General features: G+C 75.2%; 3 protein-coding genes. 1 reads left to right on the forward strand and 2 read right to left on the reverse strand.

Going from position 1 to position 16865, the window contains the following annotated elements; all coding sequences use genetic code 11:
* Window positions 1–81: 81 nt before the first annotated feature.
* Complete coding sequence (locus tag KUM38_RS01950) at window positions 82–1281, reverse strand: S8 family serine peptidase (protein ID WP_217127497.1); 1200 nt, start codon at window positions 1279–1281, stop codon at window positions 82–84.
* Window positions 1282–1572: 291 nt separating this feature from the next.
* Between KUM38_RS01950 and KUM38_RS01955 the strand changes: the two genes are divergently transcribed.
* Entirely contained in the window at window positions 1573–4920 is a 3348-nt protein-coding gene (locus KUM38_RS01955; RefSeq protein WP_217127498.1) for a right-handed parallel beta-helix repeat-containing protein, read from the forward strand.
* Window positions 4921–5404: 484 nt separating this feature from the next.
* Here the strand turns inward: KUM38_RS01955 and KUM38_RS01960 are convergent, their stop codons facing one another.
* Window positions 5405–16570, reverse strand: coding sequence for a hypothetical protein (locus tag KUM38_RS01960; protein WP_217127499.1), 11166 nt, complete (start codon window positions 16568–16570; stop codon window positions 5405–5407).
* Between the last annotated feature and the right edge of the window lie 295 nt (window positions 16571–16865).

The raw sequence follows: 16865 nt of genomic DNA on the forward strand, positions 1-16865 counted from the left end.
CGTGTCGTGGGCGCGACGCGGCGTACGCCCGGTGTCCCGGAGCCTGCGGTCGAAGCCCCGCCCGCTTCACCCCGCCCGGCGTCAGCCGACGCCGGGCGGGGTCCAGCGGCGGGAACGGCCGCGTGGTACCACCACGGCCGCCGCGCCGAACAGCACGATGACCGCCAGGCACACCCCGGAGACCGCCAGCGCGGTGTTCCGGGGGCCGGTGTCGGCGGGCTCGGGTACCCGGGCGGGCGGCGCGGCGGTGACCCGGTCCGGGCGGGTGCCGGTGTCCAGGGAGAGCGCGGCGTAGGGGTCGAGCCGGGGCACGTCGGCCGGGTAGGCGGTGCGCAGCAGCCGTCCGGCGACTTGAGCCGGGCTCAGACCGGGGTGGAGTTCACGGACCAGCGCGGCGGCGCCGGCGGCGCATGCGGCGGCCAGCGAGGAACCCGAGGCGATGTAGTGACCCTTGCCGCCCGGCCCGGAGCCGACCATGGCGTCGCCGGGCGCGGCCAGGTCGGGGCGGTGGGCGGGCGGGGCGCCGGAGGGCCGGGTCCCGGACGGCCCGAAGTCCACCACCGACAGCGCACCGGGGGCGGCGGCCGGCCAGTACGGGCCGTCGGGCGGCTGGGTGTCCCGGGCATCGCCGTCCTGCTCGGGCAGCGCGTCCGGGGCGGCCGGGGCGACGACCAGGGCGCCCTTGCCGGTGGCGTGGGCGACCGCGCCGGTCAGCTCGGTGCGGCCGGTGGTCAGGGCGGCGCCGGTGTAGATGACGTCGGCGCCCCGGTCGGCGGCCTGGCGGATGCCGGCGGCGACCAGCGCGGCGGAGTACACGCCCCGGGCGTCGGTGCCGGGCAGCGCCAGGATCTCGGCGCCGGGCGCCACCCCGGCCATGCCGCTGTCCCTCCGGGGCGCGGCGGCGATCAGGCTCGCGGCGAAACTCCCGTGGCCCAGGCAGTCCTCGGCGGCGCCGGTGACCCGGCCGGACAACCCCGCGGTGTCCGGTGCGATCCCGGAGTCGACCACCGCGACGGTCACCCCGGCGCCCCGGGTGAGCCGCTGGGCGCGGGTCAGCCCGAGCGCCGGGGCGGCCCAGGTGCCGCCGGCGGCGGTCTGCCCGGACGGGGCGGTGCACGGCCTGCCGTCGCCGAGCCGGACCGGCAGCGGGGGCAGCACGGTGACGTCCTGTCCGGCGGCCGGGGCCGGCGAGGGCGCCGCGGCGGCTGGGGCGGCGGGCGCCGGCGCGAGCGCGGCGGTGGCCGCGAGGACGGTCAGCAGGCGCCTCGTGGAGCTTCGCATGGCGTGCATGATAGGCACCCGGCGGTCCGCCGCCGGGCGGGCAACGTCCCAGCCGGCAGGCGGTGTTCACGGCCGGCCCGCAGGGGCGTGCCCCGCCGCCCCGGCAGTGATGTCCCTTACGGGACACGACACGTCCCGCGAGGGACGATCGGTGTCCCTCACGGGCCGGATCGCGGTCCGTACCCGTCGGCCGGGCGCACGGCAGCGTTCCGGTCATGCGGGTTGTTCGTGCAGTGGTGTCCGCGTCCCGGTACCGGGTGGCGGCGATGACGACCAGGAGGTTCGAGGCGCGTGTCACGGCAGTTGCTCACGGTCTCTCCCGACCGGCCGGGTGACGCCCGGACCATCGGCGATGCGCTCGCCCGTGCGCGCACCGGCGCGGTGATCCGGGTGGCGCCCGGACGCTATCCGGAGAACCTGGTGATCAGGACGCGGGTGACCATCATCGGCGAGGGCGATCCCGGCCAGGTGGAGATCTGTCCGCGCGCGGGCGGTGCGGTCGGTCTGCTGGCCGACGCGGTCCTCCTGACCAACCTCGCCCTGCGCGGACACGACAAGGACACCGCGGTGGTGGACGTCCCGTCCGGGCAGGTCGCGCTGGACGGCTGCACGGTCACCGGTTCGGGCTGGACGGCCGTACTGGTGCGCGGCACCGGCTCCCTGGCGGCGCGCGGCTGCCGGGTGAGCAACCCGGGGGGCGCCGGCCTCGTCGACACCTCCGAGGCCGGCAGTGTCGTCGAGGACACCGTGTTCGAGAACTTCGGCACCTCCGCGGTGGTCATCGGCGAGAGTGGCCGGCCGACCGTGCGCAACTGCCGGATCCGCGGCGCCCGGGGCAACGGCGTACTGGCCAACGGCGAGGCGCAGGGCACCGTCGAGGACTGCGACGTCTCCGGCTGCGACAAGCCCGCCATCGCGCTGGAGGGGCACAGCTCGACCCGGGTGCTGCGCACCACCGTGCACGACACGGCCGTCGGGCTGCTGGTCACCAGCGTCTCCCGCCCGGAGATCGACGACTGCCGGTTCGAGGCGATCGGCGAGAACGCCGTCGTCATCACCGGCGGCGCCGACCCGTATCTGCGGCGCTGTACCACCCGCCGCACCAAGGGCAGCGGGCTGCTGGTCATCGACCGCTCCCGGGGCGTGCTGGAGGAGTGCTCCTTCGAGGACGCGGGCGAGCCGGCCATCCGGATCACCGAGTACAGCGCTCCGCTGCTGCGCGGCACGACGGTGCGCGACTGCGCGTACGAGGGCGGGGCGGTGTCGGTCGGCGACGGCGCCACCGCCGAGTTCGACCGGCTGAGCGTCACCGGCGCGGCCGGGGTGGGGGTGGCCATCGCCTCGGCGGCCGACCCGCTGCTGCTGCGCGCCACGGTCACCGGCTCCGGCGGGCACGGCGTGGAGATCACCGACGGCGGGCGCGGCCGGCTGGAGCACTGCGAGATCGACGCGGCCGGCGGCGCGGCCCTGCACCTCGGCGACGGTGCCGATCCCCGGGTGAGCGACACCGTGCTGCGGTCCGCCGCCCGCTCCGGGGTGATGTTCGGCGAGGGCGCCCTGGGAGTTCTGCGGGACTGCGAGATCACCGGCAGCGGGGACTCGGGGGTCTCCGTGCGCGAGCGTGCCGAGGCCCGGCTGGAGCATCTGCGGATCGACGGCTCCGGCCTCCACGGCGTACACCTGATGGACGGTGCCCGGGCCGGACTGACCGGCTGCGCGATCACCGGCAGCACCGGTGACGGCGTCCGGGTGGACACCGACCGGGAGGTCACCCTGACCTCCTGCTCGGTACGCGACAACCAGGGCGCCGGGCTGCGGCAGAGCCGCTTCGGCGACCGGCTGACGGTGGAGGGCCTCGCCGGCGCGGACAACGGCGCCCCGGACGCCTGGGGCGAGAACGCCGAGACCGGGCCGGCCGGGAAGCCCGGCGCGGGCGGCAGCGGCGGCACCGGGCCGGCCGGACCGCTGGAGGAGCTGGAGTCCCTCGTCGGCCTGGAGAACGTCAAGCACCAGGTGCACACCCTGGTCAACCTCAACCAGCTCGCCGAGCGCCGCCGCCGGCTGGGCATGCCGGTACCGTCGATGAGCCGGCACCTGGTCTTCGCCGGCCCCCCGGGCACCGGCAAGACCACCGTCGCGCGGCTGTACGGCGCGATCCTCGCCGACCTCGGGGTGCTCAGGAGCGGACACCTGGTGGAGGTGGCGCGTGCCGACCTGGTCGCGCAGGTCATCGGCGGTACGGCCATCAAGACCACCGAGGCGTTCAACAGCGCCCTGGGCGGGGTGCTGTTCGTCGACGAGGCCTACACGCTCACCCCGGAGGGCGGCGCCTCCAACGACTTCGGCCGCGAGGCCGTCGACACCCTGCTGAAGCTGATGGAGGACCACCGCGACGACGTGGTGGTCATCGTCGCCGGCTACTCGCAGCAGATGGAGTCGTTCCTCACCGCCAACCCGGGCCTGGCCTCCCGGTTCACCCGCACCATCGAGTTCGCCAACTACTCGGTGGGGGACCTGGTCACCATCACCGAGGACATGTGCGTCCGGCACCGCTACGAGCTGGGTGAGGGCACCCGTGAGGCGCTGGCCGCGCACTTCGACGGCATGACGAGGGACGCCACCTTCGGCAACGGGCGTGCGGCCCGGGGGGTGTTCGAGGAGATGATCGACCGGCAGTCGTTCCGGCTGGCCGGGATGACGGAGATCGGTGAGAAGGATCTGACGCTGCTGCTGCCGCAGGACGTCGGGGACGCGGCGGCCTCCTCCGGTGCGGCCGAGAACGGCGAGGGCGAGCCGAGCCCGCTGGAACGGCTGGACGCCATGGTGGGCCTGGGCGCGGTCAAGCACGAGGTCAACGACCTGGTCAGCCTGCTGTCCAACGCCCGGCAGCGGGCCGCGGCCGGGCTGCCCGCGCCGCGCATCAGCCACCACCTGGTCTTCACCGGGCCTCCCGGCACCGGCAAGACCACCGTGGCCCGGCTGTACGCCGAGCTGCTGCACTCCCTCGGCGTGCTGCCCGCCTCCCGCCTGGTGGAGGTCGCCCGGGCGGATCTGGTGGGCCAGTACGTCGGGCACACCGCACAGCTCACCAAGGAGGTCTTCACCAGCGCGCTGGGCGGGGTGCTGTTCATCGACGAGGCGTACACCCTCACCCCCGAGGGCGCCTCCGGCAACGACTTCGGCCGTGAGGCCGTCGACACCCTGCTGAAGCTGATGGAGGACCACCGCGAGGAGGTGGTGGTCATCGTCGCCGGCTACACCGAGGAGATGGAGCGGTTCCTCGCCTCCAACCCGGGGCTCGCCTCCCGCTTCTCCCGGACCGTGGAGTTCGAGGACTACAGCACCGGCGAACTGGTCACCATCGTCGAACGGCACGCGGCCGCCTCCGGCTACGAGTGCCACCCCGACGCCCTCGCCGCGCTGTACGCCCATGTGGACGCCCTGCCCCGTGACCGGTCGTTCGGCAACGCCCGGCTCGCCCGGAAGCTGCTGGAGAACATGGTCACCCGGCAGGCGCGGCGGCTGGCCGGCCTGGAACTGCCCAGCGTCAGCGACCTGCGCACCCTGCTGCCGGAAGACCTGCCCCAGGCGGTGTCCGCGGCCGGCGGCCGGACGGAACGGAGCCGGGCCGCACTCTGACCCGTGGCCCGCACCGTGGAGCGGGCCGGGCCGTGGAGCGCCCCGTGCCGTGACGCGGGCCGCGCGGACACTCGCCCGCGCGGCCGGGGCAGCGGGTCACGCGGGCGAGCGTCCGCGGCACCCCGCTCATCGGCCGGGCAGGTGCGGTGCTCAGGTGCGGCCGGAGCGGCCCGGACGGTCTCCGGCGGGGGCTCGGGGATCCCGTCCGGCGGTGTCACCTGTACCCAGCCGTCCTCCGCCGGCGGCTCGGTCTCCGCTTCCGCGGGCACCGCGGTCCGTCCGTCGCCTCCGGCTCGCTCATGGGGCCGCCGGCTCGCTCATGGGGCCGCCCCTTTCCCGGGTGTCCGTCCGACCGGCCGGGCCGGGCCGTGCGCGACCCGCGTGCCGCGGAGAGGCGGCGGGTGTTCCCCGGTCCGTTCGGCCGGCCTCACGCCTGTCCCTCCGCGGGAGCACGGCCACCAGAGGTCCGGTTCACCACCGGCCGTCACACCCGGGGGACCATGGACACGGTGACGCGGTATCCACTCCCCTGCCGGGTCAGGAGGACGGTGACGCCGGACGTCCCGTCCCCGAGCGACCGTCCTTCCCCCTCCCCCACGTCCGTCACCAGCAGGAAGCGGATGCCCAGCACGCGCCCCACCGTCTCCGCCGCGACCGCTGCGGCTTCGTCCGGGCCGTCGCCGGAGCCCAGGCTCCACGCCCGCAGCCACTGCGGTGGCGTCAGCCCGGCCCCGGAGGCCGGGAGCCCGCTGTTCAGCACGGCCTGGAAGTACCGTCCGTCGGTCGCGGGCACGCCCAGCGCCAGCAGGTCGCCGGGCGACAGCAGCCGATCGGGCGCCGGCTCCCCGGCCGCACGCAGATCGGCCTCCGTCACCCGTTCCGCGGCCCAGTCGTACAACGTCTCCGGATCCGCCGCGTGTTCGGCGGTGAGGAACAGCGGCACCCGCTGGTCCGGGCCGCGCGGCGGGATGTGCGGTACGGCCAGCCGCAGTCCTTCCGCCACGGCGTGACCAAGGCCCGGACGGTCCACGGTGACGGTCTCCGGTTCCTCCGCGGCGGGCGGCGCTCCCCGGCGCCCGGTCAGCGGTGACCTTCCGCGCCGCGCGTCGCCGGTGTCGTCGCGCGGGCGTGCCGCCAGGTATTCGCCGCCGCGTTCGTACAGCACGACGAGGGGATGGTCCCGGTCCGTGGCCGTGTGGGTGGTGAACGTCCCGTTCTCGCGCACCAGGAGGACACGCAGGCCGTGGGCGCGGGCCGCGAGACCGGCGGCGAGGCCGGCGGTGGACGGGTCCCAGCGCGTCGCGGTGCGCAGCGACTCCCGCAGGGCGCCGTCGTCCTCGGTTCGCGGGAGGGTGCCGTCGGCCCGCAGTGGCTGGGCGACGATGGCGTCGCGCAGCCGTCCGGGTTCCGGGGGCCGCGCCGTCCCGGCCGTGCCGCGCAGCGCCTCGGCCAGTGCGGCGTAGAAGCGGTTGCCGTCTCCTTCGCCCTCCACCAGGTCGTAGACCCGTCCGTCCGGTCCGGTCAGGGTCCGGGCGTCCTTCGCGGCGTCGAAGCGTGCCTCGGCCGGCACGCCGTCCGGTGCCTCCCACGGCAGGGCGACGTGGGCGGGACGGGGCGGCGGGGCCGTCCGTACCGGCCGTGAGGTGTCCTCGGCACGGAGCCGGCCGGTCCCCGGGGCCGGGCTCCGGGTGCCTGACGGCCCGTCGGCCCGGACGGCGAGCCGGTAGTGACGGCCGTCCAGACGGAGGACGAGGGCGAGGTCCGGACCGTTCCCGGGTACGCCGGTGGCGTCGGGCCCGAAGGTCTGGAAGCGGCCGTCGCCGCGGACCACGGTGACCGGCACCCCGAAGGTCCGGGCGGCCAGTACCGGCAGCAGGTCGGCCGCGCCGTGGTCCCATCCGGTGTCACGGTCGGCGTCGCCGGACCGCAGCAACTGGGTCCGGGCCAGGGCCAGTCGCCGGCCGGCGGTGAGCGGCGTGGAGTGCGGTACGACGCCCAGCGCCTCGAACTCGCGGGCCGGGGGCGTGTCCGTCTCCAGGTCGATGCCGGCGGCGGCGAGTTCTTCGCCGCTGAAGGTGTCCGTCTCGTCCGGTGCGAGCGCGTCGAGCAGGTCGGCGTTGTCCGGGGCGCCGAGCCGGTCGGCGAGCAGCGCCCGCAGCTCACGTGCGGCGTCGGCCGGGTCGATGCCGTGGGCGGCCAGGGCTGCGGGTGCGGTCCGGCGCAGGCCCTCGGCCAGGGCGTGGTGGAAGGAGTCGCCGTCGCGGGGCACGTCGACGAGCGTGTACGTGGTGCCGTCCGGCGCGGTCAGGACGGTGGTGCCGTCGGCGGCCGGGCCGCTGGTGTAGGCGGGGTGTACGGCGGGCGCCGCCTCCGGGGCCGTCCCGGGGCGCCGGAAGACCACGGCGTCCGGTTCGGGCAGGCCGCCGAGGCGGGCCCGGCCCTCCTCGGTCGCGTGGAGCCGGTGCCAGCGGGTGAGCCGGTCGGCGCCGGCACGCACCCGGTGCACCTCGTCGGCGAGGTCCTCCGCCGCCCGCTTCAGGGTGTCCAGCTCCGCCCGGGCCGCGTCCAGCACGGCCCGGGCGGCGTCCACGTCCGCCCGGGCGGAGGCCGGTTCGGTACGCGTGCCGTCCGCGTCCGCCCGGCCGACGACCGGCTCCGCACGGGCGGTCTCCCGTTCCTCCCCCGCCGTCCCGAGGGCGGCGTCGAAACGGTGCTGCGCACGCGTCAGGTCGTCCTGGAGCCGGGTTCCGTACCCGCGGCGCTTCTCCCAGTACTTCTCGTCCGCCTTCTTCCAGGCCGCGTTGGCCTCCTTGACCGCGTCCCAGGCCTTCGCGACCGCCTCGGGGAACGTGGTGTCGTCGATCAGGCCCAGCTCGCGCGCGGTCACCTCGCGGGCCCAGACGATGACGTGCCCGTCCGTCTCGTACGACTGCTCGCCCCCGTGGGGGATACGGAACAGCCGGCGTACGGCGGGGTTGTCCTTGATGTGGCGGTGCACCCGTGCCGTGCTGCGCCAGGTGACGGGGACGGCGAACACGAAGTGCCGTCCGGGCAGCACCCGCATGCCTCCGTCGTCGCCGATGCCCACCGTCACCGCCGTCTGGTTGTGCGACCCGGTGGTGCCGTCGGCCTGCCCGGCTCCCGGCGCGCCGGGGACCAGGACGGCGTTCTCGCCCACCGGCATGATCGCCAGGTGTGTCAGGCCGGGGCTGTGGGTGTCCGCGTCGGAGTCCAGGGTGCCGTGCTCCCCGACGCCGACGCCGACGGCCAGCTGGTGGGCCCCGTCGACCACGGTGAGCAGCCGGGCTCCGCTCAGATCCGGCCTGGCGCGCAGCACGACGCGGGCGTCGGCGCCGCCGAACACGTTGTCCTGGCTGAGTCCGGGCAGTTCGTAGCCGTCCGGGCCGAGCGCGTGGGGGAAGAAGCCGGACAGCATGGTGGGGGTCGCGGCGTCCTCCAGGGCGTTGGCCGTCCGGGTGGCGACACGTGTCAGACCGGTGTCCTGGGCCCGCTCCAGCAGCCGGTCCAGTGGCTCGCCGGCGGGCAGTTCGACGCCGTACGCCCCCGCCACGGACAGGACGGTCGCCGCGTGCACCTGGTCCGCTCCGACGACACCGCGGATCAGGAGGCTCTCGGGGAGCGTGAACGGTTCGATCCGGCCGTCGGGGTGCCGGACGGACCGCCATCCTTCCGGCACGGCCGGGGCGACAGGCCGCGGCGGGGTGGGGTCCGGCAGCGTGACCGGGGCCAGGGGGTCGTCGTCCCGGGTGCCGTCGGACGGTTCCGGGACCAGCAGAGCGAGCGGGATCTGCTCGCGCAGTTCGCCGACGTCCGTCCGTGTCGCGACCCTCCGCAGACCGCGCAGTTCGTCGAGGGCGGAGGTGATCCGCCCGGCCTGGGCCGGCCCGTGCGGGGGCGCGCCGTGTGTGTCCAGTTCGATGCGGAGTTCGTAGCGGGTGCCGTGCTCGGCGTGCGGGCCGCTCAGTTCCAGTTCGCGGGCCAGGTAGGTGGTGACGGGTTCGATCCGCCCGGTGGTCCGGCGGGCCGAGCCCATGCCCGAATAGTGCGGCCCGGTGAGCGGTACGAGGTCGTTCACCTCGCCCAGCTGGGTGGTGCCCACGCCGAAGTCGGCGCCCGCGGTGCGGGTGGCCACCGCCACCACGGACTCCACCCTGCCCAGTTCGTCCTTGAGCGACATGCCGTGCCCTGCCCCGTGGTACCTGCGTTCCACGGGGACCAGGGCCACCCGTACGCGCACCTGCCGCCCGCCGATCCGGAAGCGGGCCGTACCCCACCGTCCCGTGCGGGCGGTGACGCCGGTACCGCCGCCGGCGAGTTCCCCGCTCATCGTCCGGGTGATCCGGGAGGAGACCATGCGCAGCACGGTGTCGTGGCCACTGGCGTCGAGGTCGGACGTCTTACGCAGTTCGGCGAGGAACTCCGCGAACGCCCGCGCGCCGTTGAGGGTGCCGACCGGATGGCCTCGGACGAGGCTGTGGGCCAGCCACGGCGCGGGGGACCAGCCGCTCCGGTCGTAGCGCGGGGCGTGGCCGAACCCGTCGGCGAGCACGCCGAGTTCGACGGCGCTGGATTCCGTCAGGTGGCCGAGCCAGCCGCCGGGCACCCGCAGCCGCCGCCCGGACGCGCCGGCCAGCGCCCGGGGCACGGCCCGCCGCCCGGCGAACGACAGGGTGCCCAGCGCGCTGGAGACGGCGGCGACCTCGTGCTCGGCGTCCGCGGTCACCGGGACCAGGTGGCCGCTGTACTTGCGGACGACCTTGTGCTCGGTCCGCACGACCCGGGCGGCCTGGTCGGACCGCGCGTACGCCCACGGGTTGGCCACCAGGGCATAGGTGGACAGCACTCCGGAGCCCGGTTCGTAGCTCGTCGCCCCGGAGCCGGACGCGCCCAGGGCGAACGTCCGGCTCCGCCCGGTGGCCCCGGTGACGTGGTTGCCGTGGACGAGGGCGTCCTCGGTGGTCATCGGGACGGGGGTGGTGAGCGACCGGGCGTTGTGGAGGGTGAGGCGGTGGCCGAGCTGGACCTCGCGGTTGGTGTAGGGGCCGGTGGCCCACAGTCCGGTGGTCCGCCGGCCGAGCGGGTCGCCGCTCTGGTCGGCGGTGGCGGTGAGGGCCAGTGCCTGCAGGGAGCGGGTCGCCGCGTCGTGCACGGGCGTGCCGTCCTGGGTGGCGTGCCAGGAACCGCCGGACGCCTCGGTCAGTACCTCCTCGGTCACGGTGGCCAGTTCGTGCGGGGTGCGCAGTTTCAGCGTGCTGACCGGGTGGCCGTCGAAGAGCCGGGCCGGGGCGCCGGCGGCCTCCTCGAGGGCTTCGGGGGTGGCGAGGGCCAGCGCACGGGCCCGCTCGGGGTCCATCGGCGCCACGGTGGTCCGCGCGTCGGCGGCCCGGTAGGGGTTGTCCACGCCGGGAGCGTGCGGGTCGGTCTCCGGTATGTGCTCGTCCCCGACGCTGAGCAGCACCCGGCCGGTCAGTCTGCCGTCGTCGGTCCCGGTGGTGCCGTGTGCGCCTTCCGGGTGCGGTGCCAGGGGCACCGGCCGGTCCCGGAAGACGAACGGCTGGGTGCCGAACAGTCCGAAGGACACCAGGCCGCGCAGCAGTCCGGGCAGCCGCCAGTAGCCGCCCTGGCGCACGGTGACGGCGAGGTGGTAGCTGTACAGGTGGGGTGCGCGGGTGCCGGCCGTCTTGTACTCGGCCTTCGCGTCGGGTCCGGAGGCGACGCCCTGGCGGCGGTGGCGGCCGCCGCCGGCACCGAAGTTGAAGCCGCCCTGACCGCGTCGTCCCCCCTGGTCGCCGAACTCGCTGCCGCGTCCCAGGACGCCGCCCTCGATCCCGCCTTCGACGCGGTGGGTGGTGCTGTCCTCGCCGGACAGCCGCTCATCGCTCTCGAAGCCGGTCGTGATGCGCTTGCCCCCGCCCTCGGTGCCCTCGTACCGGCGCCCGGTGAGTTCGCCGTCGAGCTGGATGGTGCGGTAGCCGCGGTGGCCGCGCCGGGTGTCCCGCAACCTGATCCGGAGGCCGCCGCCGGTCAGCGACTCCATCAGGTGCGCCATGCCGGACTGGTCGAGGGTGTTCAGTACTTCCAGCGTGTTGGCCAGCGCCTTGCGGTAGTGGGATTCGCCGCGCCAGCGCGGACTGCCCGGGTCCAGTTCGTTCAGCGGGGCGACCAGCCCCGGGTGGGTCCGGGAGAGGCTCTCCAGCAGCCGGTCGGCGAAATCCTCCAGCAGCGTGCGGCCCGCCGGGTCGCGCTCGCTGCCGTCGGCGAAGGTGAATCCCTCGACCCGGCTCATGCCGAGCGTCGGCGGGTGGTCCTCGGTCAGATAGGCGGGGGCGTACGGTTCGCCGGCGCCGGTGCGCTTGCGCAGGGCCGTCCCGTCGTCCCACCCCGCCAGACGGCGGGCCTCGGCGCGGGAGAGCCGCTCCAGGGTCCACGTGGTGAAGGTGCGTTCGGGGAACTCGGGGTCGCCCGCCTGCCGCCGGTCGCGGCCCGCACGGCGGACGGTGACGGCCTTCTCCACCAGGTACAGGCCGGTGGGGCCCTCCTTGACGACCGCCTTGGTCAGGCCCGCGGCCATGCCGCCGGTCGCGGCGGTGCGCGCCTGCGTGTGTCCGTAACCGCCGCGGGGGCCCGCGTGGGCCCGTACGGAGGTGCCGTGCTGCAACGGAACGTCGTACACCGGGCCCACGGCCACGCCGAAGTCCTGGCTGAAGGTCCTGCTCCGCGTCCGGGCGTTGCCGTGCTCGGTGCCGCCCTTCTCCTCCATCTCGGCGTCCGGGGACTCGCCCAGCAGCAGCGCCCGCGTGGACGTCACCCGGGTGGTGAACACTCCCAGCGGGGTCATGCCCCGGTCGTCCGCGAAGAACGCGGGGCTCACGATGCGGCCCGCCGCGGCCCGCCGGGCCATGCGGTGGAAGGTGGTGGCGGAGAAGTAGTCGTCGATCTGCCGGCGGAGGCCGCTGCCCGGTTCGGCGCCGAGCTGGGCGGCGGCCCAGTCGCGGATGTGGTCGACCGGACCGTGGTTCTCGACGGTCACCGCCCGGTACGCCTTGCGCGGGTCGAAGCGGAACGACCGGGGGATACGGCCGGGCCCGGACGCGCGGGTGGCGCTCGCCGGAAGGCGGACGGCGAGCCCGGAGCGTACGGCGAAACCGGACCGGACGGGCGGGCCGGCCTCGGTTCCGGCTTCCTGCCCGGGGGTCACGACCGTGTACTCCAACCGGACGTCGTCCAGGTGCAGATGGGACTCGGCCGGCAGCACGCTGGTCATCTCGCTCCTGGCGTGGTCGCGCAGGGTGTACTCGACGGCACGGCCGATGCCGAGCCGGGCGCTGATCCGGAAGAACACGCTGAGCAGCTTCTTGGCCGGCCACAGCGGGAGCGCGGGGTCCACCCAGTAGGCGGTGCTCTCCTGGAAGGTGTGGCCGGTGGACGCCAGCGACACGACGCCCCGGACGACGGGACCGTCCGCGGACGGATCGCTGAAGCGCTCCCAGTTGCCGTGACCGCGGGCCCGGACGCGCAGCACACGGGCTTCTCCCCCGTCATCGGTGTAGCGGAACTCCCGGCCGCCGTCGCCGAAGAAGCTCCCCGGGTCGTCGAGCATGGCGTTCCGCAGGTCCGTGTAGAGGCGCCCGCGGGGGCCGCTCGTGGAGCCGGAGCGAGAGCCGGGGCCGGGACCCTGGCCGTCGTCCCGGCGCGCCCGGCCGGCCGGCCGGGCGTCGAGGTCCGCCGCGATGGTGTCCACCATCAGGTCGATGCCGCGCAGGGTGACCGCACCGGGAGCGGTCGACCACTCCCGTACGGACGCCGGCAGTCCGGGCAGGTCCGCCGGGATGTCTCCGGGCCGGGAGGGCGTCCGGCCGCCGTCGGTGTAGGCCGGCGGCACACCCGGCTCCGCGACGGTGGGGAGGGGCAGGCTCCGGTCGATGCGCGGCGGGCGGCGCGCCGCCAGACCGGCCTCCAGGGACAGGGGACGTCGCGGCGGCTCGGAGGGGGCCGGCCGCTCGTCCAGCAGCGATTCCGGCTCGGCCGTCAGCGTCCCGGCGTACTGCCGCAGCGCGGGGACGGCGGACTCCCGGGGAGTCGACAGCGGCTCCGCCCCGAGGGGTGCCGGCACCGGTACGCCGTGAACCGCCCGGGCGTCGGCACCCGGCAGGGGTCCCCGGTCGATCCACGCCGTTGCGGTGCGGGACGGCTCGGTGGACGCGGGGCGCTGCCGGGGGGTTGCGGATTCGGCGTCCGGCGCACGGGAGTCGTCGTCGGAGTCGGTCACTCGCTCGTCGGAGACCTCGGCGCCGGACCCGGCTCCGCCGGGAGCGGATGTGGCCGGGGCGGAGCCGGTGGGATTGCCGACGGCGGTGGCGGACGGACCCGACGGCACGCCGGGGTCGGTGCCGCCGAAGCCGGAGTTGTACTGGCGGGGGTCGGCGAGGGGGGACGCTGTCTCGTCCCGGCCCGGTGGCCGTCCGGGCCGGGACGGGGTGGCACCGGCCGTCTGCCGGACACCGGCCTCTTCGGGCCGCAGGGACTTCAGGAAGTCGTCGAAGGCTCCTTCACCCGTGGTCTGCGGCTTCCTCCCCTGCCTCACCAGGGCCCCGACGAAGGCCGCGGTCACGGTGGGGGCCGGCCCCTCCAGCCCCTGGCTGATGTTCTCCCACCGCCGGAGCATGTCCAGCGTCAGCGGCCCCTTGTCCCGGGCGGCGGGGTCCGCCATACGCAGGTTCTCCACGGCGGCGAGAGCCTTCAGGGCGGATACCAGTTCGGCGCCGCGCGCCGGGTCGGAGGCGAAACCGAAACCGACGTACCTCAGGGCCCGTATCCAGGTCAGGAGCCGGAACGGCCCGTTGTCGACGCCGGGGTCCAGGCCGATGCGGCCGGCGAGGTCGTCCAGGGCGTCCTCGGTGGGTTCCCGGTGGAACTCCTTCCAGCCCCGCGTGGGCGAGTCGGGGTCGGGGTCCTCGACGATCGCCGGAGGGCCGGTGGGCGAGGCTGCCGCGCCGCCCGGGGGCCGCGGCGCCCCGGGGAGGGGTGCGGCCCCGGAGGATGCGGTCACGGTGAGGGACGATGCGGTGGTCCCGGACCCGCTCTCGGTGGATGTCCGGATGTCCATGACCGAAGCGGTGTCCGGTCCAGCGAGGCGGGTGAGGGCGTCGGTGAGGGTGTCACCGGGGTGTGAGGCCCGGTGCCGCTCCAGCAGCCGGGACAGCTCCCGCGAGGTGAGCGGACCGGTGTCCGCCGCCGGGCCGGCGTCCGCCGCCGGGCCGGCGTCCGCCGCCGGGCCGGCGTCGGCGGCCGGGCCGGTGTCGGTGGTGTTGCCGGTCAGGCGGGTGTTCTCCCAGGCCATCGCCCCGCGCATGAGGGTTTCGAGTTCCGCCTTGCGGGCGGAGTCCCAGCCCAGGTCCGCGCCCGCCTCCCGGCGGATCGCCCGCAGCCAGCGCCGCGCCCGCTCGGCCGGTCGGTCTGCACCCCGGGCCAGCCCCGCCCGCCGCGCCAGCGCCTCCAGCTCCACCGGCCCCGGCTCCGGATGGAAGACCATCACCTTGTGCTTGGGCTCCTTCAGACTGTCCGCCACCCCGATCCGGGCCGGCCTGCCCGCCGACGGCCCCACCAACGCCACCTCACCGGTGTAGGCGTCTATCACCTTGCCGGTCTCGGTGGCCACGTCCTGCCCGAACGGCACCCGCTCCAGCGGATCTCCCCCCTCCGGCCGCGCCCCGCCACCACAGGCCAACAACCGCACCCGGGCATCCGGCCCCAACCGCGACAGACTCGGCCGATGCCGCAGCAGCCGACCCAGTTCAGGTCCGCTGACGTTCCGCACGCCGCCACCCTCCAACGGCAGACGCGCTCCGTCCGGCCCGAGGTGGAACGCGGCGGTGTAATCCGCCCTGCCCCGCAGCCGCTCCGGCGGGCTCTCGATGTCCAGCGCCGCGTCGTACGCCACCCAGTGCCCGACCGTCGCGGCATGGGCGTAGTGCGACCGCCGCAGGGCCATGTCCTCCGGTGTGAACCATGCGCGGCCTCCTCCCTGCCCGGCGCCGTCCTTGCCCGGCAGGGCCTCCGACAGCAGCTCACCGGACGGCTCCTCATCGGTCAGCGGCACGGGCACCGGTTCGTCCGCCGGGGGCGGCACCTGGGCGGGCGCCGGTACCTGCGGTGCGGGCGCCACCTGCGAAGGCGCGGGGGACGCGGAATGCGCGGAAGGCGTGCCGGCGGGGGGTTCACCGGCCGGATACGTGACGTCCGCCGAGGGCGTCTCGCCCAAAGCCCCGACCGAGCCGGCGAAGTCGCCGGTGCCGGGGGCCGCGTCCGGCCCGCGGAGCCACGCGGCCACCCGGTCGGCGTCGCGGCCGTCGTGCCCGGTGAGGGCCGCGGCCACGTCACCCGCTGCCCTGTACGGAGGTGTCCCCGGCGGCCCGTCGGTGCCGCTCACCGGTCGTGGCACGCTCCGGGTGTCCGGCGCCCCCGTCCGCGACGGGTCGGAATCCGGGGAGCCGGTGTCCGTGGAGAACGATGGCACGGAATCGGCGTCGTCGCCGTCCCCCACCATCGATGTCATGGACGAGACGTCGTCCGAGAGGTCACCGTCCACAGGTACTTGTCCGGACGTCACGGCCTGCTGCCCGTACGCCGGACCGGCACCGTCACGCGTCGGCTGCGGAACGGACGGGAAGTCCGCCGTCGTCGGCACCGTCCCGGGTGCGGACGTGACCACGGCCGCAGGCCCGGGCGTTGGTGACGCTGCGAGGGGTGCCGGTGCCTCCGTGACCGTGAAGGGGAGCACGGGAGTGAGGGGAGACGGAGAGGTGGACGTCATGGCGGGAGGAACGGTGTAGGGCCGGGCGAGCGGGAGATCTGCTGCCGGCACGGTGGGATTCAGGCCCGCGCCGATGCCCCGCAGCCCGTCCAGCACCCCCAGCGCGTTCACCCCGCCCTCGACCGCACCGGCAGCATCCGCAGCACCGGCACCGGCCGGGGTGTACAAACCGCCCCCAGGAGCGAACACCCACTTGTGCAGCCCCTTGCCCACCTCCACCGCACCCACCAGCACCAACATCCCCGCCGCCCCCGCCGCCTGACCCGCCGTCAGCGGACGGAACACCCACCCCCGACCCAACGCCCCCAGCGTGAACATCTCCCCCAGCGACTCCGCACCCCCTTCCACCACACCCGCATGCACCGACCTGAGCGGCACCGTGAAAACCAGCCGCTCCTTGAAAACCTCCTTCCCCACCTTGTTCACCACCCCCTGTGTGGCACCCTCCAACACCTCACCGAACAAACCCGCGAACGCGCCGAACAACGCGTCCTGCCCCACCTTCGACCAGTCCACCCCCGCCGGACGCGCCCCCACCGGCGCCGACGCCATCGTCAGCAACCGCGCCGCCAACGACTGCAACGCCTCCTCCAACGCCTCCAACGGCGCCCCCACCAACGGCACCACCGAATGCGACAACGCCTGCACCGCCAACAGAACCCGCAGCGCCGCCCGCGCCCGCACCGCCGCCACCGCCCCCAGCGACACCCCACCCGTGAAAAACGACAACGCCGCATACAACTTGATCTGCGCCAGCAGCACCGCCACCTCAAGCCAGATCTCGATCTTCGACTCCCGCACCTGCACCGAAATCAAAACCCGACGCTCAGCAACCCCCTCCAACCCGTCCGCCAACTCCCGCAGCCGGTTCTCCCCCCCGTCATCCACCAGCACCCGCAACGCCGACGCATACGCATCCCCCACACCCCCCGGCAGCCCCGCCCCCACCCGCGCAATCCCCGACTGCACCGCACCCGACAAGCCCCGCACACCCCGCGCCAAACCCAGCAACGGCTCCCGCGACGCCAACGCACCATCCGCATCCGCCGTCGGCAACTCCTCGCCCGTCAAAGCACGCACCAGGACACGCACCAACTGGTCAAACTCGGAC

The sequence above is a fragment of the Streptomyces sp. AC558_RSS880 genome (assembly GCF_019049255.1).
GTDB lineage: Bacteria > Actinomycetota > Actinomycetes > Streptomycetales > Streptomycetaceae > Streptomyces.